Annotated in this window: 15 protein-coding genes; 8 read left to right on the top strand and 7 right to left on the bottom strand. The window is 33.3% G+C overall.

Annotated elements, in window-relative coordinates; translation table 11 throughout:
• Positions 1–16 precede the first annotated feature (16 nt).
• The gene (locus tag QZZ22_RS02505; RefSeq protein ID WP_292462366.1) at positions 17–481 is read left to right on the top strand and encodes a DUF5788 family protein; all 465 of its coding nucleotides are present in this window, start codon (positions 17–19) and stop codon (positions 479–481) included.
• Between the two features lie 60 nt (positions 482–541).
• Here the strand turns inward: QZZ22_RS02505 and QZZ22_RS02500 are convergent, their stop codons facing one another.
• A complete protein-coding gene (locus QZZ22_RS02500) occupies positions 542–994 on the bottom strand; it encodes a RimK/LysX family protein (RefSeq protein ID WP_292462364.1) in 453 nt (150 codons plus the stop codon).
• Positions 995–1,061: 67 nt separating this feature from the next.
• Here QZZ22_RS02500 and QZZ22_RS02495 point away from each other — a divergent pair, with 67 nt between their 5' ends.
• On the top strand, positions 1,062–2,417 hold the full coding sequence (locus tag QZZ22_RS02495; RefSeq protein ID WP_292462361.1) for a hypothetical protein: 1,356 nt from the start codon (positions 1,062–1,064) through the stop codon (positions 2,415–2,417).
• A gap of 94 nt (positions 2,418–2,511) precedes the next feature.
• On the opposite strand, the gene QZZ22_RS02490 is transcribed toward QZZ22_RS02495, so the two are convergent.
• A complete protein-coding gene (locus tag QZZ22_RS02490; protein ID WP_292462360.1) occupies positions 2,512–3,132 on the bottom strand; it encodes a tyrosine-type recombinase/integrase in 621 nt (206 codons plus the stop codon).
• A gap of 825 nt (positions 3,133–3,957) precedes the next feature.
• Here QZZ22_RS02490 and QZZ22_RS02485 point away from each other — a divergent pair.
• On the top strand, positions 3,958–4,368 hold the full coding sequence (locus QZZ22_RS02485; protein ID WP_292462358.1) for a hypothetical protein: 411 nt from the start codon (positions 3,958–3,960) through the stop codon (positions 4,366–4,368).
• Between the two features lie 384 nt (positions 4,369–4,752).
• On the opposite strand, the gene QZZ22_RS02480 is transcribed toward QZZ22_RS02485, so the two are convergent.
• Entirely contained in the window at positions 4,753–5,088 is a 336-nt protein-coding gene (locus tag QZZ22_RS02480) for a hypothetical protein (RefSeq protein ID WP_292462356.1), read from the bottom strand.
• 400 nt (positions 5,089–5,488) lie between these two features.
• Between QZZ22_RS02480 and QZZ22_RS02475 the strand changes: the two genes are divergently transcribed.
• Both QZZ22_RS02475 and QZZ22_RS02470 read left to right on the top strand, forming a co-directional pair.
• Complete coding sequence (locus QZZ22_RS02475) at positions 5,489–6,502, top strand: MBL fold metallo-hydrolase (RefSeq protein WP_292462354.1); 1,014 nt, start codon at positions 5,489–5,491, stop codon at positions 6,500–6,502.
• Positions 6,503–6,512: 10 nt separating this feature from the next.
• The gene (locus tag QZZ22_RS02470; RefSeq protein ID WP_292462352.1) at positions 6,513–6,737 is read left to right on the top strand and encodes a DUF3006 domain-containing protein; all 225 of its coding nucleotides are present in this window, start codon (positions 6,513–6,515) and stop codon (positions 6,735–6,737) included.
• Positions 6,738–6,844: 107 nt separating this feature from the next.
• On the opposite strand, the gene QZZ22_RS02465 is transcribed toward QZZ22_RS02470, so the two are convergent.
• The 3 genes from QZZ22_RS02465 to QZZ22_RS02455 form a co-directional block, all read right to left on the bottom strand.
• Positions 6,845–7,960: a hypothetical protein gene (locus QZZ22_RS02465; RefSeq protein ID WP_292462349.1), complete on the bottom strand. Its 1,116-nt coding sequence runs from the start codon at positions 7,958–7,960 to the stop codon at positions 6,845–6,847.
• A gap of 478 nt (positions 7,961–8,438) precedes the next feature.
• A complete protein-coding gene (locus tag QZZ22_RS02460; RefSeq protein ID WP_292462347.1) occupies positions 8,439–9,851 on the bottom strand; it encodes a hypothetical protein in 1,413 nt (470 codons plus the stop codon).
• Positions 9,841–11,247 carry a hypothetical protein gene (locus QZZ22_RS02455; RefSeq protein WP_292462345.1) on the bottom strand — a complete coding sequence of 469 codons (1,407 nt, stop codon included), beginning with the start codon at positions 11,245–11,247 and terminating at the stop codon, positions 9,841–9,843. The genes QZZ22_RS02460 and QZZ22_RS02455 overlap by 11 nt, the downstream gene beginning before the upstream one ends.
• Positions 11,248–11,501: 254 nt before the next feature.
• On the opposite strand from QZZ22_RS02455, the gene QZZ22_RS02450 reads away from it, so the two are divergent.
• From QZZ22_RS02450 to QZZ22_RS02440, 3 genes are read left to right on the top strand one after another with little or no spacing between them, the layout of a single operon-like run.
• Positions 11,502–14,231, top strand: coding sequence for an ATP-dependent DNA helicase (locus QZZ22_RS02450; protein ID WP_292462343.1), 2,730 nt, complete (start codon positions 11,502–11,504; stop codon positions 14,229–14,231).
• A 6-nt stretch (positions 14,232–14,237) separates the two neighbouring features.
• The gene (locus tag QZZ22_RS02445; protein WP_292462341.1) at positions 14,238–17,225 is read left to right on the top strand and encodes a site-specific DNA-methyltransferase; all 2,988 of its coding nucleotides are present in this window, start codon (positions 14,238–14,240) and stop codon (positions 17,223–17,225) included.
• A gap of 2 nt (positions 17,226–17,227) precedes the next feature.
• Entirely contained in the window at positions 17,228–20,398 is a 3,171-nt protein-coding gene (locus tag QZZ22_RS02440; RefSeq protein ID WP_292462339.1) for a DEAD/DEAH box helicase family protein, read from the top strand.
• 102 nt (positions 20,399–20,500) lie between these two features.
• Here the strand turns inward: QZZ22_RS02440 and QZZ22_RS02435 are convergent, their stop codons facing one another.
• Positions 20,501–20,770, bottom strand: coding sequence for a hypothetical protein (locus tag QZZ22_RS02435; RefSeq protein WP_292462337.1), 270 nt, complete (start codon positions 20,768–20,770; stop codon positions 20,501–20,503).
• Between the last annotated feature and the right edge of the window lie 466 nt (positions 20,771–21,236).

Raw genomic sequence — 21,236 nt, 5'->3', positions numbered from 1 at the left:
TATCTTAGGGGAAATTATGGACGAAACACCTGAAGATGATGAACTCATTACAGAGACGGAGAGAAAGCAACTCCTAGCAGCGTTACATGCACGCCTCTTCTGGGTAGGTAAAGAGATACCTTATAATTGCGATATTAAGGGAAAGATGTGCAATCTTCATAGTATCGTGTGGGAACTTCTCAAGAAAGAGGAACTTGACGATGAGGACCGGGGTCTCATCAATAAGTGCATCCTGTATATCAACGAAAAAGCAAAAGAAGATGAACTGGAGCTGGCGACCGGAGAGCTTACGAGGGAAGAAGCAGACAAGCTTTTTGATGAAACTGCAGGATTGATGCGTACGGTGATGGACCTCAAGGAAATTAAAGAGGGTACATCCAAAGAAAAGGAAAAGGAATTCCGTGAAACATTCTCTCATGAGAGAGTTGCCGAGGCCCGTCGATGGCTGAATTTCTTAAAGGGCACAGGCGAGGTAAAATAGGAAGCTGGAAACGTATTTAAAAATGAATATTCATATCGGTCGAGTTCCGACTATTTCCCGTTAATCGGGTCCGAGTTCTGTATCTGCTATTTCATATTTAAATGCCCACATTGGGAGCCCATCTATCTCAATATGTTCCAGATGCTCCATCTCGTGGGCAGCATAGAACGCAGATGGACCCGTGAACATAACCACTTTCTCCCAGACCTCGTGTACAGTGATTTTCCTTTTTTCGGTACTGATATTTGCCGCTATTATCCTCTCAGCCCTGAGGGTTATGGAATAAGGTCGTGTGAGTAACACACGCTCTTCCCGGTTCCCGCATTTCTCCAGCCGATTCACTACTCCCTCTTTTGCCACAGTTTCAGGATTCACCAGCAGGTAGATCATTTCAATAGTATTGCCGGTCTTTGTAGTCTTATCATAGTTTGTATGAACCTGCATGACTGAGATACACTTAAGGTGCTCTGCGGAATAGCTCCACGCTCCGCCTATCTTCAGTGACAGCAGCATCGGATGGTATTATGCTTCCATGAGAGATGCATTGCTTTTATGTATTTTGAGATACATCTAGAATAGTATGGATAATATTTTCTTAGAAATGGATTCCATTGTTGCAGAGGATATAATTTTTCAAAAATGGGTATCACTGTATAATAATAAAGATACAAGGAGAAACAAAGCATTATCATTTCGTAAATTTCTTTACTTTTTACGAAATAATGAAAGTTATAACATGAGAGATGCCACCCCTTCCATTTTATACGGTAAGGCAATGGAATATCAATATAAAGATGAATCTGAGAATAAAGGCAAGACTGCTGAATATTTCATTAATTCTTTTAATATCCAATCAGATGAAACTAGAATTGAGCAGTTACTTCTAGACTTTAAGTATTGGTTAATCAATATTAGAAAAGTAAGAGGGTCAACTGCATCCAACGATGTAACAAATGTGATGCAATTCTATAAAAGACTTAAAATTAATATTGATTTTAAAATCAAATTTGATGATGTAGAAACTATTGATAGGCAGGAGAATATAACCGACCAGTTAAAACATGAAAAATTATTAGATATATTCAATAAAAGCGATTTAATTGAAAAATGCATTATTGCAACTGGTTATTCTAGTGGTTTATCTGCTGTTGATATTGGCAATCTTACTGTAGATGATTTTAAAAGCGGGCTTAGAGAAATTACTGATTCAGAAGGAAACAGAATTAAATATTGCCTTATAAAAAAGAAAAGGTCAAAGACTAGAATTAGATACACGACAATACTATCTAATGAATGTTGTCTATTAATTGAGGAATATCTAGAAAAACGTAACAGGCAACCACCTTATCCAAGCAGTAACAGAATGACCTACTTACAAAGGCATGTATTTAATGAGAAGAACGATAAATTGTTTATTAAAAAAGCAATGAAAAAACCAGTTATAAAACTAGATAATGATGGTGATATCATTTCCTATGATGACACAAAACGTGCATTAGGTGGGAAAAACATCGTCAAAATGTATGCGAGATTGCAATTTGACCACGGTGTTAAGGGTATTAATGGGGGTTATTCTCCGTTACGTTCCCATGCAATGAGGCATCATTTGGGCGAAGTAATTGCTGTTGCAGGCGACACTGTTAAAAAAATAGCAATGGGGCATAAATTAGACGTTACTCAATCTTATGGTAAAGTTACCGATGAAAAAATTATTAATGCATTTATTGCCGTTATGGATTCTCTTAGTATTGCAGAAGATATGCGAATCGTTAAATTTGGGCACCCTGACTATGATAAAATGAATGAAAAGTTAGAGATGCATGAAAGAATCTTGAAAGATGTATTTGGTATGACACATACAGAGTCAATGACCAAAGATGAAATTGAGCAGTGGAAAAAAGAGATGTGGGCATCTGAAGAGGAAGGGGATTCATAACCCCTCTAGGAATGTTTTAAATTTCACTGGTTGAGTTTGTTTGGCAAAGGCATACTTACACACCCCTGCCATAATTCATTCCCCTTTTTCCATTTTAAATTACCTTCTGCATTGGTTCATCATGTTTGCTTAGTTCTTTTTGTAAATCCTCAATCGAATAATGAAGGTAGTGCATAGTGGTTTCTATACTTTTATGCCTTAAATATCTGGAAACCGTTATCAGTGGAACACCTGAATCTAATAGATGTTGTGCTCTTGACCTTCTGAAAGTGTGGGTTCCGATACATTTGTCAACCCCTGCATGTTTGCATAATTCCCCCACAACCACATATACATGACTTCTTGATACTTGGGATGCTTTATTTGAAAACATAATATAATCATCTGGTTTTAAATTATGATTTTTAATGTATCTTGATAGTGTCTTTTGTGCCTCTTTCGGAAGTGGTGCTTTTCGTAAATCATGGTCGTATACGCCTTTTGCATTATAGATTTCGACACAATTGTTTATAAAATCAATATCACGCACTCTTATGTTGAGGGCTTCGGAAACTCTAAGGGCGGGATAATAAAGCAATGATACCCATACTTCATATTTTTCGGAAAGGTCAGACATACTTAATATTTGTTGTAATTCAGATACCTTTAGCCATTCCTTTGAATATGGCACTATTTCTTTATCATTTTTATTTTTCTTTGTTTTAGCGTAAATCATTTTATCACATATATTAAAATCTAACAACTACTATAAAAATGTATTGTGGCAATTTTCAAACATCCAGAATCGCAATCAGTAGAATACAGATAAAAAGGTGAAATGCTATAAATCTAACATATTATTTAGAATGTTATATTATACTTCAAGCATAATATCGAATTTTCCTTCAAACTGCCAGAATCCCTACCTCTTCTGCTTCAATAGATGATCTATAGGATGATTAAAGTGAAGAAAAAATGGGTCGAAAACTGCATATGAATCTTGACCTAATCAGATTCATTGCTAAAAGTTGAGTATAAATTTATAAATGAACTAGTTCATTTCACTTTTAAACCATTCAGTTCTTATTTTCTTCATTCTTCTTTATGTTCCTTGTAATCGCTAGTGGTAATAATAATTTGCTAAATCAAATTATCTTAATAGTATTTCGAGCATTTGGTAATTGGTAGTGAAATTAAATTGCAATTATTTGAACGGATGTGCCGCAAATGAAAAAACAATTACTTGAAGTCTTGTTCACGCATTTTTAAAAGGTTCTATTTTGTTCTATATTGGACAGATAGCAGTGAATGAATTATTAATAGTGCCTTTAGTTCAGTCAAGACAATTTCTGAATTGAAAGGACATATACTTATATACAAATAAATTAGTATGTTAAGATAGTGTAATTTAAAATATATTAATTATTTATATAAATATATGATTCAAAACAATAAAGTGATCAAAATGAAAAATTATATCTTTATTTTATTAGTAATTGCACTAGTTGCAATCTCTGGATGCGCAGAAACATAAACTGCTTCTAAAGTTGCTACAGTTTACATGAATCAGGATATTACTGATGAAATGAAAATGTACAGTAATCAACTTACTATTGCATATAATAATTATCAACAATCATTTGATAGCTCACAAATTGCAGTTCATGATTATAATGATTTTATTGATGAATATAACCAAATGTCTTATTCCCGACAAACATCTTCAGCAACACAAACTAAAAAGAATAAAAAAGGAGATGATGTCAGACGTGAAAGTAATTTATTCATTATTCAATCTAATATATATGAAACTCAAATTTTAGATTATCTTGCTTTTCTTGAACAAAATCAAGATGCACTTAAAAAAATAGATTCCGAATATTATTTTAAACAGAAGTCGATTTTGAATTCAAATCTTGCATATGTTAGGCAAAATAGAATTTCTGCACAATCAACAATAGATAACCTATAAGGTGAAATCATGAAAACGATATATTTATTTTTTTTATACTTAGCTGTATAGCAGTTTCAGGATGTGCTAAAACAAAATAAGAATAAGTTTTGAAGGAAGGCGAAGGATGACATTAATACATTATCCATTTCCCATCTTCCCATATAAGCAGTTTTTTAATGATAGTCTGTAACATACAATCTCTTAGGAGAAAGCTCAATGTCGTGCCAATTGGAAGGTTCTTCACATCATCTGTAAAGATCCATCATACTTCAATAACTCATGTTGGAAGTATATTCCGATAAAAATTGCATGTTATCAATCCAATCCTTTACAACTTCCATATATCATCACTATTAGTCTTATGTACATAGGATAGATAGATACCGCAACTAATTATAAAAATTAATCTGAAGATATCTGTGAAGGTTTTAGAGGTATTTCCTCTGATACTAAGGATGCTATAACCTTTGTAACCCTTGTTGGATGAGTTACCTTGCCCATTAGCACCCATCCCATAAACGAAATCCGATCGCCTGTTTTCAACTCCCCTATTCCCTGAAATCGATTGATGTAACTTAAACAAATTCTTTTTGCCACGAGCTTTCCGTTTTCTTTCCGGACATCAACAAGATCCACACATCTGGGGTTTCCACTAAAGTCATATTTTGAATATTTGATAAATTCAGCAAATAGTTTCATTTTTGTACCATGATGAGTGCTTTCTTTTTTATACGCCATTTTACCTCTTACATATATATTTTAATTTATTACAAAATATATTTTAAGAAGTAAGTATATAAAGCTAATGCCTTTTCATATGTAATACTCATCCTTACCAAATGGGCTTGTATCAATAACTCGTAGAAATTCGTCTTGTCCTAACCTATATGATTTAAGGAATGTGATACTTAATGAACAAATAACAGCGCAGCAATCAAAAAAGGTTGGTTGGTATTTTTTAATTATTATGTCTTGCTGCGCCACGGATAATCCAATATTCATTTACATATTTATGCCTTCCTAAATAGATTTAAGGCTCGCATAAAATAATTACTACATATTACATCCCACACTATCCGATGCCCTATTTATATATCAAACCGTATATAGAAACACCTTATTTCAAGGGGATGAGATTATGAAAGCAAAACAAATACTCGCACTTGCACTAATATCCTTGATATTGGTCATTACATCAGGTTGCGTTTCATCTGAATCATTCGATTCAATTATATTGGATTCATCTGAAGATTCACAACAAGAGCCCAATGCAGATGTAATAGCAAACGGTTCTTTGGTCGAAGTATCACTGCCTGAACCCCCATTGCCGACAATAGACCAAAGCATCCTCACTGTCCATTTCATTGACGTGGGCCAAGGAGATTCAATCCTCATTCAAATTAAGGATAAGAACATGCTAATTGATGCAGGTGAACAGAAAGCAGGAAATACGGTTGTAAATTACCTGAAGGATAATGGTGTTACAGAACTGGATGTTATTGTAGCTACACATGCACATGCTGACCACATCGGTGGAATGGTAACTGTATTAAACAACTTCAAGGTAAAGAAGTTCGTTGATAGTGGAAATCCACATACTACCAAAACCTATGAGAACATGCTAATTGCCATTGACGAAAAGGATATCCCATTCAGTCTTGCAGAAGCAGGCCAGACCATAGAACTTGATCCTTCACTTGCTATCGAGATTCTTAATCCTGAAAAACCTACAGGGAAACTAAATGATGACTCCGTTGTCTTGAAATTGACTTATGGAGATCTTTCTTTTCTATTCACCGGGGATACTGAAATAGATGCTGAAAAAAGAATCCTTGCATCAGGGATTGATATTGAAAGTCAAATCTTGAAAGTTGCCCACCATGGAAGCAAATCATCTACCAGTATAGAGTTCCTTGAGAAAGTCAATCCCGCAGCAAGTATAATTATGGTTGGAACTGACAATCGTTACGGACATCCTACAGAAGAAGTAATTGCCCGACTAAGGGGTCTTGGATCTGACATATATAGAACAGATATTGAAGGACACATTGTTGTAAAAACAGATGGTAAAGAATACACTGTAGAGACCCAAAATAAAGGATTGGTTTTCCCAATGAATGCTATGAACTTTTCTCTAATGGCAGAAGCATAGGGGGATTTTGATGAAAAGCAATTTCAGAGTAACATTGGATAGGGTAGAGGGAGATATTGCAGTACTTCTTGTCAGGGATGCAGAAACCATAAAAGTGGATATTCCTGTATCCCTTCTTCCTTCTGGTTCAAAAGAAGGGGATATCCTCGATATTAGCGTTGTGAAGGATGAAAAAGAAACTGATGATGCAAAGCAGAGAGTGTCTTCTTTGATTGAGAAGTTGAAAAACAAATAGAGCATAAGCATTCTTAAAGAGGAAAATAGTATCTCGAAATAAGGCTTCTTTTACATATCCAAGATATTCAACTATTAATTTTACTCTTGGATTTTAAGATTAATGAATTAGAAAATGCTTTGGTTATAATTGGGGTAATGGTTTTTAAATTCGTGGGGATGTTTTATTCTCATATGTTCAGCGATATTTTCATCTCGTTGAGACTTTTTATTACAATATGGACATTTGAATCTTTTCTCTTTATTCGTATTTAAATGAATATTTTTTAACTGTATTCCTTTTTTCGGACTAAAATGCTTGCAAATGGAACTTGAAACAACATGTTTCTTTTTGTATGTACATATATTGCCTACACAAAATGAACAACACATACAATTCAAATTCCTTGCATTTAAGTGGTCCTCTATATTCTTGATTTTTATTTCACTAGATGAACGGGTTTGATAATATTTATAAGATGAATAAGGAATATTGTACATTCGACAATAAATGGTAACTGGAGCTGGAGAATCCCATTCATTGTAAAAATCTCCTACTTCAATATTATTTAGCACTTCCTTTTTTTGAGGGATCACTTCTACAATTTCAGGCTTTTTACGCAATTCTTCCTTTGGCTTTTTCTTAAGGGGAACAGACTTATTCTTTTTGGGCTTTGGTGGCACTTTACTTTTAGAGTGCACTATCAGTTTCCTTTCCCGCTTATCAAGTTCCTTGTTGTTGAAATGATATTTCCTTGCTCTTGTTATTTCATTCAATGCATCTGAATACTGTTCTTCTTCAATGACAGAATCTATAAGTCTAATCCAAATATCAATATTTGCAGGCTCAATTTCAATGATCAAACGATAATATTTCAAAGCTGACTTCGGATAATTGTTCAACTCGATAAAACTGTGTAAGGCGTCATGATGCTGAGGATCAAATTGAATCGCTTTTTCGTAGCATTTCGAAGCAAGACCTTTCTTATCGATTTTTTCAGAAACTAGACCTCTTGCATACCATGCTTCCGCATTTTGATATTTTAAATCAATCATTTTGGATGCAACATCATATGCTTTCTGATACTTTTTTTCCTTATAAAGCAACATACATTTTAAATAGAGAGCTTCCTGGTTATTCGAATTAAATGCCAATGCATTGTCAATGTATTGAATCGCTTTTTTAGGATCTGGTTCAAAAACACTTTTTTCAACCCATTCAGCTAATGTTGAAACTTCCGACATCGTCTAAAACTTAGGGAGTTAAAATATAAAAATCTTATTACAGAAAGCACGTAGAACAAATATTCCCAGTGTTCTCAGAATACATAATTGAATACTCTCTGTGCACTCCATGTCCTCGCTGTTTACCTGCCTGATTTTTTATTTGAGAGGATTTCCATAGAATCATATCTCTGATTCAATGGAAGGAAACTAATGATATTGCCGAAGTTTTCAGAAATAAATACTTTTTCTAATATTTGATATTGATAAAAAAAGAAGAAATATGAAAAGATATTAGTACCAAAAGTAGATTTGATTCATGAAGCTTGGGACAAATCAAAGGCATTCTAGAGAAATCCTAAAAAATCAGTATCAAAATCATATCTCTGTACAGTGAAGATTATCCACGTAACCTTTTTCATATCATAGTATTTTATCTATCTAAATACAGGGGGACGAATTACCATTGATGATGTAGCCAGTAAGATTCACTTCAATTTTACATATAAAAGTAATAGTGCGTATCAAGATTGCATATTCTCTTAGCTTCAGTTTCACTCATTACATGTCCTACTTTTCTTGAAACCGATAGAGTTACCGGCATTTTAGAGTAAACAAAAGTGTTGTTCCAGTCAAGCTTAGTAAAAGATAATATTTCTCGACAGACTTTTAGTAGCGAGGTATCTAAAACGAAGGGTTTTATTTGAAGAGCACTAGGGATTGAAAAACCAGGATATGTTTTTAGTGAAGGAACAAAACCTGTCGTAAATAGGAAGCCTATCGACTCATTTTTAGTTAATACTAAGGTACCTCTTAATACAGGATAAGATGTTTGAGTAAATAATTTAAAATCTGATGGCAAAATAGATATGAAATCTTTTGATTTGATATTTTTAGTAGCGCTTTTGAATCCCTCCAGCTCATCATCCCAAAAGTTTGAGCTTTTGTGAATTACAATTCTATCTGGATAGTGTTTTCTAATTAATTTATAATGGGTTAAAACATAACTCATCAATCTTTGTGCATCTTCTTCAGATAAGTGAGGACTATTTGGATAATCTTTATTAGCCCAACTAAAGGACTCACCCCTTAACACAAAGCTCTCCCCTGTATCCAAAAAAATTTGGGCTAAACTTGCTCTTCGTGTTTCTTCACCTTTTTCTTTGAAAAAAGATATTCCTACATAGCAGGTGTTTTCTTCAAGATGAGTGAGTTTCCAAGGATGACCTCTCTGGCACTTATATAACATTCCAACAACTATATTCCATGCAACCAAAGATCTTTCTTGAGTTCCTTCTAACTGCAGAGTTTCAGGTCTTATAATCTGGGTAGGAACTTTCAACTGCATTGCCAATAATTTAATGCGATTATGAAAATCATCCAATCCTACTTTTATCATGGGTTTCTTTGTGTCTGAGCATTCACAAATATAGTAAAATTCAATCGGAAAACTTATTACAATGATATCAGGTGGAGTTTCTTTTTCATAAATTGTTATTATTCTTTCTTTAATCAGTTCCAAGGCCCTTTCAGAAGAAGATTGTGCTGCTTTTAAATTTTCAAAATCGAAGGAATCTATTATAGATTCCCATTCTGGATTGAAAATAAATTCAAATCTTAGTTTTGAATTCGCATTTAACCCTGGGAAAGGTATTTTCCATGGTTTAATGTCTCCATCTGGCAAAATTTTCATATAAAATGATTCAAATAAATGTTTTGTTAAAGCAATTGATTTAGAGGAACCAATAATCCCAATCTTGAATGTTTTGAACTCTGTAGTGCTAGATCCTGCAAAACGTGGACCATATTTAATTAAGCCAACACATGGATTTAACGAGATTCCACCCTCATTAAAAAGTAGTTGTGGCTCTTGAATATACTCTATTTTAAAGTAATTCATTTCATTCTTCATCATAATAATCGCTTATTTTAGAATAGACGTTTTCTTCATAATCGTAATTCTCTTCAAAAACCTCGCCTTTTTTAGATTTACAAGGCATTTTAAATGTAACTTCTTCAAAAACAAACTGGTTTTTTAAAGTTGATGGATTTGAATTGTCTAACTTCGACTGAGTGGAACCACCTATTCTTAGAGAACCCATAGCTTTTATCAAAAAGAACAATTTGCTTTTTTCAGCATCATTGAATGCTTTTGTCGGTGCAAACTTGCTATTTAACTTTTTAGCACCCTCACCCATAATTAGGTGTTTACCATCATTAGTGAACAATCTATAATTGTTAAATAAAACATAGTATTCATTCTCAATTCTAGTTACTTCTATCTTTACAGCACGATGAGATACAAAATTCAAATTTCCGTCCTTGATATATACTGTTGACACTACCCTTGATTTTTCATCTTCCACTTTAACTTTTGATTTTTCAATTCTAAGATTAAAATGTGGTTTGTAGAAGCTTTTTTTGTTTCGATTATAATAGAAACCGTTGTCAAAAGCATTTAATATAATTTGGCTTTTTATAAGCTGTGAAACTAACCTTCTTTCAGATTCTAAATCAATATTTGTAAATTTAAATTTGTTATATGTATTTTCATCACAATATTCAGATAATATATTTTCAGGAAATTCACGAATTGAATATAGTATTCCATTAAATGCAACAAAAGAATTTGCGAAAGGATTTTTCCAAAGTGAAGTAAAACTATTCACTTTTAATTTAGCCTTAAATATATAGTCTGGAAATGACTTGACAATGAATAAATTGCTATTCAAGATTTCTGGTTCATAAACTAAGTCTTCTATGTCCTTTAAGTAATCAACCTCAAAATCATATATATTGTCTTTTTTAATTTGTTCTATTTTTTGCAGCAATTTATCATAAGTAGTTTGATAAATTTTCGTATGAATTATGAATTCCTTGAATATGCTATATTCATCAATCTTATCAGATGAGCATTTTTTGATATCTTCGTAAAATGAAAGGATCTCATCTTCCGATTGTGTAGCCAAGTCAAATATTTTTTTCCATTTATTAATATTTACAATTTTTTTAGCGAAAATGAACAAATTGAAAATCTCTCGTGAGTATATCATAAAATATTTGCCATACTCTACTAGAAAATCTTTGTTGTTTAAACTCAAATCAGTATCTTTTACTTCTACTACCGTTTTTTTGTTCCCATCTAGTTTTGGATTTCTGAATACCTTGTCCTGAAAAATACCTTCAATATTTGAGTCATGTTCTAAGTGATAACCTTGCAAATTAAGAAAATCAATAATTTTTTTTCCATACTCTTCGCTATTTTGAGTTGTAGCTTCCCGTTCTCCTTCTAAGTTTATTAAAGGCATGCTTTTCACTCAGTTTTTAAAGTAAATATTAAAAAAGATATAATCTTTAACATTTAAATAATTTTACCTAGCAGATTGATTTAAACTGTAAAAAGCTATTGTATTTTGAACATCATGTCAAATTATGATCATTCTTACATTCAGTCAAAAGCATTTTTGAAGATATATATGCATAGAGATTATCAATTAATGTTATATGTTAGCAAAATAATACAGTACAAGGTTATTTTATTTAACTCTCTTTGGCTTATTAATTGATAATATGGGCAGTGAGAAAAATGACATTATTGCAAAAAATACTAAATGAACCTAAACCTTTATCTCCTAGCCAAAGAGATGCGGTTCTTTCTACTAAGAATCATGTTCGTATTATTGCAGGTGCAGGTGCAGGAAAGACAGAAACTCTTACTAGAAAAATTGTTTATCTTCTTTTATGTGAAAACGTTGCCCCATCTTCAATTGTCGCTTTCACATTTACTGAAAAAGCTGCCCAGAGCATGAAGAGTCGTGTTTATGATAGAATTAAGCAGCTAGGTGAAGAGAAAATATGTTCAAGACTTGGTGAACTGTTCATTGGAACTATTCATGGCTACTGTAATCAAATATTAGAAGATCACTTTGGATATGGTGATTATGGAGCTCTTGATGAAAATCAAGAAATGGCTTTTATTGTGAGATTTGGTTGGGATATTGGCCTTGGAAAAGGTAGTTATTCTTCAAACTGTGAGAGGTTTTTAGAAACTTTGAGTGTTGTTTACGGAGAACTAATTCCAAAATCACTTATAAAAAAGCATGCTCCAGATTTCCTAAAATCAATGGAAGAATACGAGAACCTTCTTGATTCTCATAGAAGACTCACATTCAATCGGATGATATCTCTTGCTATTGAGAATTTGAATGAAAATCCAGATGTACTTGAGCATGTAAAATATCTAATTGTAGATGAATATCAGGATATTAATCGTGCTCAAGAAAAATTAATTCAATTGATTGGGAATGATTCTAAGATATTCATCGTAGGAGATCCCAGACAAACGATATATCAGTGGAGAGGTTCAGATGAAGGATGCTTTGAAGATTTTGTTAAGCACTACTCTGATACCGAAACAATTCCTATCATTGAAAATCGAAGAAGTGCTAAATCAATCATTGGATTATCTAACCAATTTTCGAATAATTTTGATAAAAAGTATGCACATTTAACTCCTACAAGAACAGAAGAAGGAGAAGTCTTTTTAGGGGAGTTTGAAAATAATGTAAGGGAAGCAGAGTGGATTGCTGATCAAATCAAAGCCCATGTAAAAGACAAATCATGTGTTTATAGTGATATTGGCATACTTTGTAGGAGTGTAAACACATCTGGACCTGTGTTCATTGATATTTTTAGAGAAAGAGGAATACCTCTAATGGTAGGTGGAAAGGTCGGTCTATTCAGAAGGCCTGAAATAAAAGCTATTGGAAAACTTTTTGTTTGGCTCTATGATAATGGTTTCTGGAAAGATAACAGATGGAGCAAAGAATGTATAGAAGGCGATGATTTACTTACTTCAGCTGTAGAAGACTGGAAAATAGGTGTTCCTGATGTATCTCTTCAACCTGATATAAATGAGAAGTTGGCAAAGTGGAAAGAAAAGGTACTGACTGATCAATTCCATGATTTCACCCAGTTATACTATGAATTGCTTACCATACTTGAATATCTAGAATTGAATCCTGATAATCCAAACCATGCTGTAATAATGGCAAATCTAGGTAGATTCAGCACTCTTCTGACAGATTATGAATCTGCCAATAAGTATGGTGGAAGGAAAAAAAATTGGAATCGTGATATAAAAGGACTGTTTTGGTACATGCACAGTCATGCTACAAAATCGTATGAAGAACAACCCGGTGATGAAATTCAGGGTATTAATGCAGTTCAAATGATGACAGTACATCAAGCAAAAGGTTTGGAGTGGCCTGTCGTCTTCATACCAGCGATGGTGGAAAAGCGTTTCCCATCAATGATGACAGGAAGATTACGAAACTGGGATATTCCAAGGACTCTGTTTAATTCTGAAAAATATGAAGGAGATATTGATGGTGAACGTAAGCTCTTCTATGTAGCACTTACAAGAGCAAAAGACATGCTTATCGTAAGTCATTTCAATCAATTGAATTCAAATGTTGGAGTAAGTTCGTTCATTAATCATGAACTTGATCAATCTAAAATGAAAAAGATTATTGAAAAGGATAAATTGCCAATTTGTAAGGTTCCACACGCTTATGATATAGAAGATATTCAAACATTTGCAGCAGGAGAAATCCTCACATATGGAAAATGTCCATACCTATATCGCTTTAACCAAGTATGGGGATATCAACCTGGTCTTAAAGAAATGATTGGTTATGGTAATGCTCTTCATTACTGCCTGAGGCATGCATCTGAACTCATTAGAGATGAAGGATACAGTCCGGTAAGTGCAGTCGCTACATCGGTAGAAGAAAACTTTTATCTCCCTTTTGCAGGGCCAAAAGTGTTTGAGAATGCAAAGAAAAATGCGAAACAAAAACTAGTTGCTTTTGTCCAGAAACACGTTGATGACATGATGCGCATAAAAGAGGTCGAAAGCAGGATTGAATTCCCACTTCATAGGGCAACCATAATGGGGAAAGTAGATGTGATCCTTCATGACAACGATAATATCGAGATAAGAGACTACAAAACTTCCGATTCAGTCATAAGTAAAGAAGAAGCTGCAATGCAGGTACAGCTCTATACCGCAGGACTTAAAATGATTGGTGAACCTGTTGCAAAAGGTTCAATTTCCTATCTCGAAAATGCAATCACAGAATCAGTAAATGTTGATGACTCAACTCTTAAAACCACAACAAATGCTGCTGAAAATTACATCGAAAGGATTATGAACAGAGACTTTACTCCTTGTCCTGGAGAATTTTGTGGAACATGCAACTATGTTGATATTTGCAGATATAAAAAGTGAGAAAGCATGCCTGAAAATTACGAACTAAAACTTAGAAGCTTGCTAAGAACATTATTCCAGTTTGACTCAGCAGATCTTGACTTTGGAATATACCGCATAATGAATAAAAAAAGAGATGAGATAGAGAAGTTCATCAATGATGATCTAATTTCTGCTGTCACTTCTGAATTTTCAAGGTATGAAGAATCCGATCAAGAGCATCTGAACGAACAACTTTCAGGTATTGAATCTGAAATAAAGAAAAACTTTGGTTCAATGATTGTTGATGGTAATGGGAAGATTTTACCACTTTATGCACAAATACCCCTAGCACAAGAGTTCGCATTAAAATATAATGAAATAAGATTCGCTGCAAAAAAAGCGGAGTTATCCAGTCAGCATAAAACGGATATTTATTCTCATATCTATCACTTTTTCTCCCGTTATTATGATAATGGTGACTTCCTATCTCTTAGGAGACACTCACAAAACGAGAAATATGCAATTCCATACAATGGGGAAGAAATTTTCTTTCACTGGGCTAATAGGGATCAATACTACATTAAAACAGGGGAATACTTCAGGAATTATACATTCGAGGAAGGAAACTATACTATTAATTTCCAGTTAATTGATGCTGAAAGTTCAATAAATAGTAACAAAGCAGACAAACGTTATTTTGTTCTTTCTACATCATCGGAAAACAACCCAAGTTATAATTGTGATATTAAGAGTATGACCGTTTTCTTTGAATATAGAAGTATGAATAAGGGTGAAGAGGCAAAATATGGAACGAAAAACACTCAGGATACTATCCTTAATACTATTCATTCTAATGTTTTGTCAAATATTGAAGAACTTGGACTAAAAACAATTCTTAGTAAAATAGTCAACGACAAGACTATTTTGATGAAGCATCTTCTTAGGTACACAAAGAGGAACACTACAGATTACTTTATCCACAAAGACTTGCAAGGTTTCCTTAAGAAGGAATTAGATTTCTACATTAAAAACGAAATATTGAATATAGATAATCTTGGAACAGAAAGTGAAATAAGCGTAGAACAATACATCACTCAGATAAAAGTGATTAAGGCCGTTTGTTTGAAAGTTATCGATTTTCTTGCTCAAATAGAACAATTTCAGAAGAAGCTTTTTGAGAAAAAAAAATTTGTTTTGACATGTGAATATTGCTTGACAATAGACAAGGTTTCAGACTCACTCTATCCTGAGATTTTGAAAAATAGAGAGCAACTAGAAGAATGGAAAAGACTTTACTATACAGAAACAAATACTCAAAGTAAACTTCATGATTTTGAACTCCAGAATATAGACCTCAAAGAAAATCCGTACCTTGTGCTTGACACCAAATTTTTTGATCAATCTTTCAAAGACCGTCTTCTCGCAACTTTTGAGGATATTGATGAAGTAATAAGCGGTACATTGATTAAGAGTGAAAACTGGCAGGCTCTAAACTTGTTACTAAATACCTATGCTGCACAGATAAAATGTATTTATATTGACCCACCATATAATACAGGAAATGACGACTTTTTGTATAAGGACAATTATCAGCATTCTAGTTGGCTATCAATGATGCACGATAGACTAGACATTGCTAAACAGTTAATGTCTGAGGACAGTTCAATATATACTAGTATTGACGAAGGAGAACAAGCTAGTACAAGAATGCTTCAGGAAGCAATATTTGGGTATACTAACTTTGTAGCAAATATAATATGGCAAAAAAAGTATGCACCACAAAATGATGCAAAATGGTTTTCAGATAATCACGACTTCATAGTATGTTTCTCTAAAAATAAAAATATATGGCGCCCGAATCAGTTAGAAAGAACTGAGGAGCAAAATAATAGATATCAAAATCCTGACAATGATCCACGTGGTCCTTGGATGTCAGATAATCTAACTGTAAAAACATATAGTGTGGAATATAATTATCCGATAACTTCCCCTTCAGGTAGAGTAATTGAACCTCCTGAAAGCAGATGCTGGTTCACAACAAAACAAAAAATGATGGAATTAGTACAGGATAATAGGATTTGGTTTGGAAGTGAAGGCAAGAATGTTCCAAGGTTAAAACGATTTCTCTCAGAAGTTAAAAATGGGATTACACCCGTCACGATATGGACATATAATGAAGTTGGACATAACCAGGAGGGAAAGCAAGAATTAAAGTCAATGCTTTATGCTGGTGAAGAAGTATTTGGGACACCAAAGGTGGTAAGGCTTCTTAATAGAATAATTTCTATCGGTGCAAATTCGAATTCACTTATTCTTGATTTTTTTGCAGGTTCTGGTACTACAGCTCATGCAGTTCTTAATCTAAACAAGAATGATGGTGGTAACCGCAAGTATATTCTCATAGAAATGGGAGAATATTTCGATACAATCATGAAACCTCGTATTCAAAAAGTGATGTTTTCTGATAGTTGGAAAGATGGGAGGCCACAGTCAAAAGATGGTATAAGTCATATGTTCAAATATCAATCACTTGAACAATACGAAGATACACTCAACAATATAGAATTTGCCCAATCTGGTTCGGTTCAACGAACACTGCTTGATATGGATGGCTATTTCCTTCGCTACATGCTTGACTTTGAAACAATGGATAGTCCCTGCAGGTTGAATGTCGAAAAAATCACCAAACCTTTCAGTTATACTTTGAAAATAACTGAAAGACAAGAAATCAAGGAAAAGAATGTGGATTTAGTTGAAACTTTCAATTATCTCCTAGGTCTTCACGTCATGAAGGTTCGTATATTCACAAACAATGATGTGTATTATAAGGTAGTAATTGGAACAAAAAATAGTGAAAAAATTGCTATCATCTGGAGAGATAGTGAAGGTATAGATCTCAAAGTAGATAAAGAGTTTATTGAGGAAACACTACTCAAAGAGTTCAAGCCTTCAAAAACTTATATCAATTCTGATTTCTATGTAAAAGACGCATGTCCTATTGAACCCGAATTCAAGAGATTGATGGGGGCATGAACTTGCCTGCTCCAAAGAAATCTAATAATAAAAAGCATGAGCGTCTTGAAAAATATCTGATGTTAAATAGATATATCAATAGCCTTTTTGGGATGGAAGACTTTGATAAATTTAAGGACAAATTAAGCGATGTGGATGAGGGTTATGATGAAGAAGGGCGAAGCTGGATGTTTCATACCCTTATTTCACTTAGCGCCATTAATCCGATTCTAAAATCCAAAATGGAAATTTATGACTCAAACATCAAGTCTTACGTAAATCACATTAATCATGGGCATCCAATGCCAATTAGACTAAAGTATTTCCAATATCTTGCTGTACTTTTCACGGATATTTATTTTGACAAATATTTTTCCAATCAAATTGGCTTGATGAACGAAATAAATGAATTTGTCATACAACAGATGGATGATTACGATTTTCTCTTCACAAAAGATGATCTTTCAAAAATAGCCTTCTGGATGGCTACAGGCTCAGGAAAGACATTGCTTCTACATATAAACTATCTCCAATTTATCAAGTATAACAAAGGGCCAAATAGAATAGAACTTGATAATGTCCTTTTAGTAACACCTAATGAATCCTTATCCGATCAACATATAGAGGAAATGAACAAGAGCAGTATACCATGTGAAATATTCCAGCTACAAAATAATGGTTACTTTGCTCCTTATTCAGATCGAAATGTTGTCAAAGTAATAGACATCCATAAGTTGACAGAGGAAAAGACAGGACAGGGAGTAACAGTAGATGTTGAAAATTTTGGGAGCAAGAATCTAGTATTCGTTGATGAGGGGCATAAGGGATCAGGTGGGAAAAAGTGGAAGTACTTTAGAGAAGAACTTGCCAAGGAAGGTTTTGCAATTGAATATAGTGCAACTTTTGGCCAGGCAGTAGCAGCATCAAATGGCAAAGATTCTAATGAACTACGGTTAAAATATGGGAAATCTATTATTTTCGACTATTCATATCGATACTTCTATAATGATGGTTTTGGAAAGGATTATAGGATATTCAACTTAAAGGATACTAAAATTTCTCAACCCACGAAGCTTACATTGATGATTGCTAACCTTCTTACTTTATACGAGCAGAAACTTGTCTTTGATAGACATCCTCAAGGTGTACAAGAATATAATATTGAGAATCCACTTTGGATTTTTGTTGGAAGTAAAGTCCAAGGTGCTAAAAATCAATCAGATATTCTTGAAGTCGTTAAATTTGTTAATCTCTACCTTAAAAATGAAGGAAAGTGGGCAATTGAAATTATATCTAGGATTCTAGATGGAAACTCAGGATTGATAGACAAAAATGACCGAGATTTGTTTTCACCAAGTTATCCAGAAAGGCGCTTAGAATATCTTAGGAAGATATACACTAAAGCAGATGAATTATATGCAAATATTCTGAAAGATATTTTCCATAATGCCAATTCAGCTCCGCTTTATCTGGTCAATATAAAGAATGCAAGTGGTGAAATTGCATTACGTTGCGGTTCTGGGGACTATTTCGGTTTAATTAATATTGGGGATGACACAAGTTTTCTGAAGCTTGTTGAAAGTGAAACTGACATCTTAACAGAAAAAGACGAAGTTGGTAGTTCTATTTTTGACCAGATTAATGAAAGAAAATCTAAAATTTATCTTCTAATTGGAGCCAAGAAGTTTATTGAAGGTTGGAACTCATGGAGAGTTTCCAATATGGGACTACTCAACATCGGAAAGAGTGAAGGCACACAAATAATTCAGCTCTTTGGACGAGGAGTACGTTTGAAGGGAAAAGACCACACCCTTAAAAGAAGTAGATCAATAGATGATTACCCACCTGCAGACTTACCTTTGCTTGAAACTCTTAACATATTTGGTATTGAAGCTAATTATATGGATTATTTCAAGGATTATCTAGAAGCTGAAGGAATGAAAACAGAAAACTACATCGAGCATCCAATCAAAATTAAGATAAATGAGAGTTTTTTGAACGAAAAACTGTTTGTTCCAGATGTTGAGAAAAAGAGATTCAAAGATGAATTGCTCTTTGAGTTATGTTATGATGAGCAGATTAATCCTGTTGAAGTAGATTTTAGTCCAAAAATAGAAGTTATTGAAAGTCAAAATGATGGTGGCATATCTGCAACTACCGGAAACAGGACTCGTGTAATTGAGGGAGAATATCTTAACATTTTAGATTGGTCACGTATTTATTTTGAAATACTTGATTTCAAAATGGAAAAAGGTTGGAGTAACTTAGTCTTCTCAAAAGGTGTGTTAAAGGAAATCATGGAAAAGGGGAAAAATGTGTACTCTCTTAAATGCCCCGATTATTACGTTGAACCAAAGAAGTACGAGGATCTCTGGCAAATAGAAGAGATCACAATTTCTATTTTGAAAAAGTATATACTGAAATACTATAATCGCAATCGAAGCAAGTGGACTAAGAATAACCTTGATGTTGCTGAGTTACAAGATAGTCACGGAAACTTTGAGTTTAAAGAATTTAAAGTCATAATTAATGAAGTAGAAACCGATTTAATTGACAGGATTCAATCTATCAATATTGAAGAGCTCTTAATTGGCGAAACAGATTCTTTAGTAAATAATGTTTATTTTGATAGGCATTTCTATCAACCACTACTCACGAAGAAATTAGAAAAGTCGACAAAATACTCTCTACAACCAACCGGATTGAACTCTGGAGAAAAACAATTCATTCAAGACCTTCGATCATATGTTGAATCATGTCCTGATGCATTAAAAGGTGTAAAAATATTTGTGCTTAGGAATCAACCTAAAAAAGGAATAGGTTTTTTTGTTGAAACATTGAATTATTATCCAGATTTTGTCATTTGGATTAAAAAAGACAGTAAACAGCATATCATCTTTGTAGACCCGAAGGGATTAACTAAAATGGGAATGACAAAAGGCTTTAGTGACGAAAAAGTTATGCTGCATAAAAATATTAAGGAGTTAAGCACTTTGTTAACAAAAAGACTTAAAGATAAATCTGATGATAGAGAGATATCTTTATGCTCTTTTATAGTTTCATGGACACCTTATAGAGATGTTAAACCTATATTTGGAGCTTCCAATATAAGCACTTTTGAATCTCATAACATATTTTTCCAGGATGATAAGGGCTATGTCGGGAAATTAATTGAACGTGCACTAAATGAATAATTAATTTCAGGTTTGTTGACTGAATGAAATCATATTCCTTCACAGCTGCTAAAAAAATTCAAAGGTCATAATCTATAGTGATTTTATGACTTTTACCCTGCCTTACAAAGCTAATAGGGCATCATATTTTCTAGTTGCCCACTCATACATTATTTTTATCTCCTCAGCAGAATACATGCCACACTCCAATTTAACAATTATTTCTCCGCTGAGTACCTTCTTCATCGCATCACTATTATAGTAAGTTTCTACCAAATAATCCATCATTGCATATATGCATGAATGCTCTTCTTGATTATCTAATTTCATTACTGTTGAATCTGGGCATCTTGCATCATTTATATGTTCTTCCACACTTGAGTTTTGTTTCATCTTATACCTCTTTTTATATTTAAAGTGCAGAACTTATTTCAAGACACAGTTTTTCATTACAGAAGTCAATAATTATTTAATTAAATCATTATTCTTAATTAATTTTCAGATTTACCCTAATTATTAAACTGTGAAACAAGTTCTTTTTTATGCATTTCTATTTTTTGCACATTATACTAGATTCATTAATAATTTAAATAACTTTCCCTTAAAATCGACATCTATAGGCTTTGCCATAGTAGTGGTACTATAAAAGTTTTTCTGAAAATTTTTAGAAAGGATTATATATTACGAGTACTACATTTTAAATGTACAATGAGAGTTTTGCAGAACTTGCCATGATTCATCTATGTGCTTAATCAACCTAAAATTCCCAGACACGAATTGGCATTTGAATTAAATCTACTATGGCACAACTCTAACCATAAAAATAGGTTTTCCTGATTCTTATTGTCAGGTGAAGTTG

Origin of the sequence: Methanolobus sp. (assembly GCF_016278365.1) — an archaeon.
Taxonomy (GTDB): domain Archaea; phylum Halobacteriota; class Methanosarcinia; order Methanosarcinales; family Methanosarcinaceae; genus Methanolobus.
This window is presented reverse-complemented; position numbering and strand designations above follow the sequence as displayed.

What these genes read in the sequence shown, in the direction of transcription:
- QZZ22_RS02485 (WP_292462358.1), top strand. Translation starts at nt 3,958, where the DNA reads ATGAATCAGGATATTACTGATGAAATGAAAATGTACAGTAATCAACTT.
- QZZ22_RS02500 (WP_292462364.1), bottom strand. Translation starts at nt 994, where the DNA reads ATGCTGCTGTCACTGAAGATAGGCGGAGCGTGGAGCTATTCCGCAGAG.
- QZZ22_RS02490 (WP_292462360.1), bottom strand. Translation starts at nt 3,132, where the DNA reads ATGATTTACGCTAAAACAAAGAAAAATAAAAATGATAAAGAAATAGTG.
- QZZ22_RS02475 (WP_292462354.1), top strand. Translation starts at nt 5,489, where the DNA reads ATGAAAGCAAAACAAATACTCGCACTTGCACTAATATCCTTGATATTG.
- QZZ22_RS02445 (WP_292462341.1), top strand. Translation starts at nt 14,238, where the DNA reads ATGCCTGAAAATTACGAACTAAAACTTAGAAGCTTGCTAAGAACATTA.
- QZZ22_RS02435 (WP_292462337.1), bottom strand. Translation starts at nt 20,770, where the DNA reads ATGAAACAAAACTCAAGTGTGGAAGAACATATAAATGATGCAAGATGC.
- QZZ22_RS02480 (WP_292462356.1), bottom strand. Translation starts at nt 5,088, where the DNA reads ATGGCGTATAAAAAAGAAAGCACTCATCATGGTACAAAAATGAAACTA.
- QZZ22_RS02465 (WP_292462349.1), bottom strand. Translation starts at nt 7,960, where the DNA reads ATGTCGGAAGTTTCAACATTAGCTGAATGGGTTGAAAAAAGTGTTTTT.
- QZZ22_RS02495 (WP_292462361.1), top strand. Translation starts at nt 1,062, where the DNA reads ATGGATAATATTTTCTTAGAAATGGATTCCATTGTTGCAGAGGATATA.
- QZZ22_RS02455 (WP_292462345.1), bottom strand. Translation starts at nt 11,247, where the DNA reads ATGCCTTTAATAAACTTAGAAGGAGAACGGGAAGCTACAACTCAAAAT.
- QZZ22_RS02505 (WP_292462366.1), top strand. Translation starts at nt 17, where the DNA reads ATGGACGAAACACCTGAAGATGATGAACTCATTACAGAGACGGAGAGA.
- QZZ22_RS02460 (WP_292462347.1), bottom strand. Translation starts at nt 9,851, where the DNA reads ATGAAGAATGAAATGAATTACTTTAAAATAGAGTATATTCAAGAGCCA.
- QZZ22_RS02470 (WP_292462352.1), top strand. Translation starts at nt 6,513, where the DNA reads ATGAAAAGCAATTTCAGAGTAACATTGGATAGGGTAGAGGGAGATATT.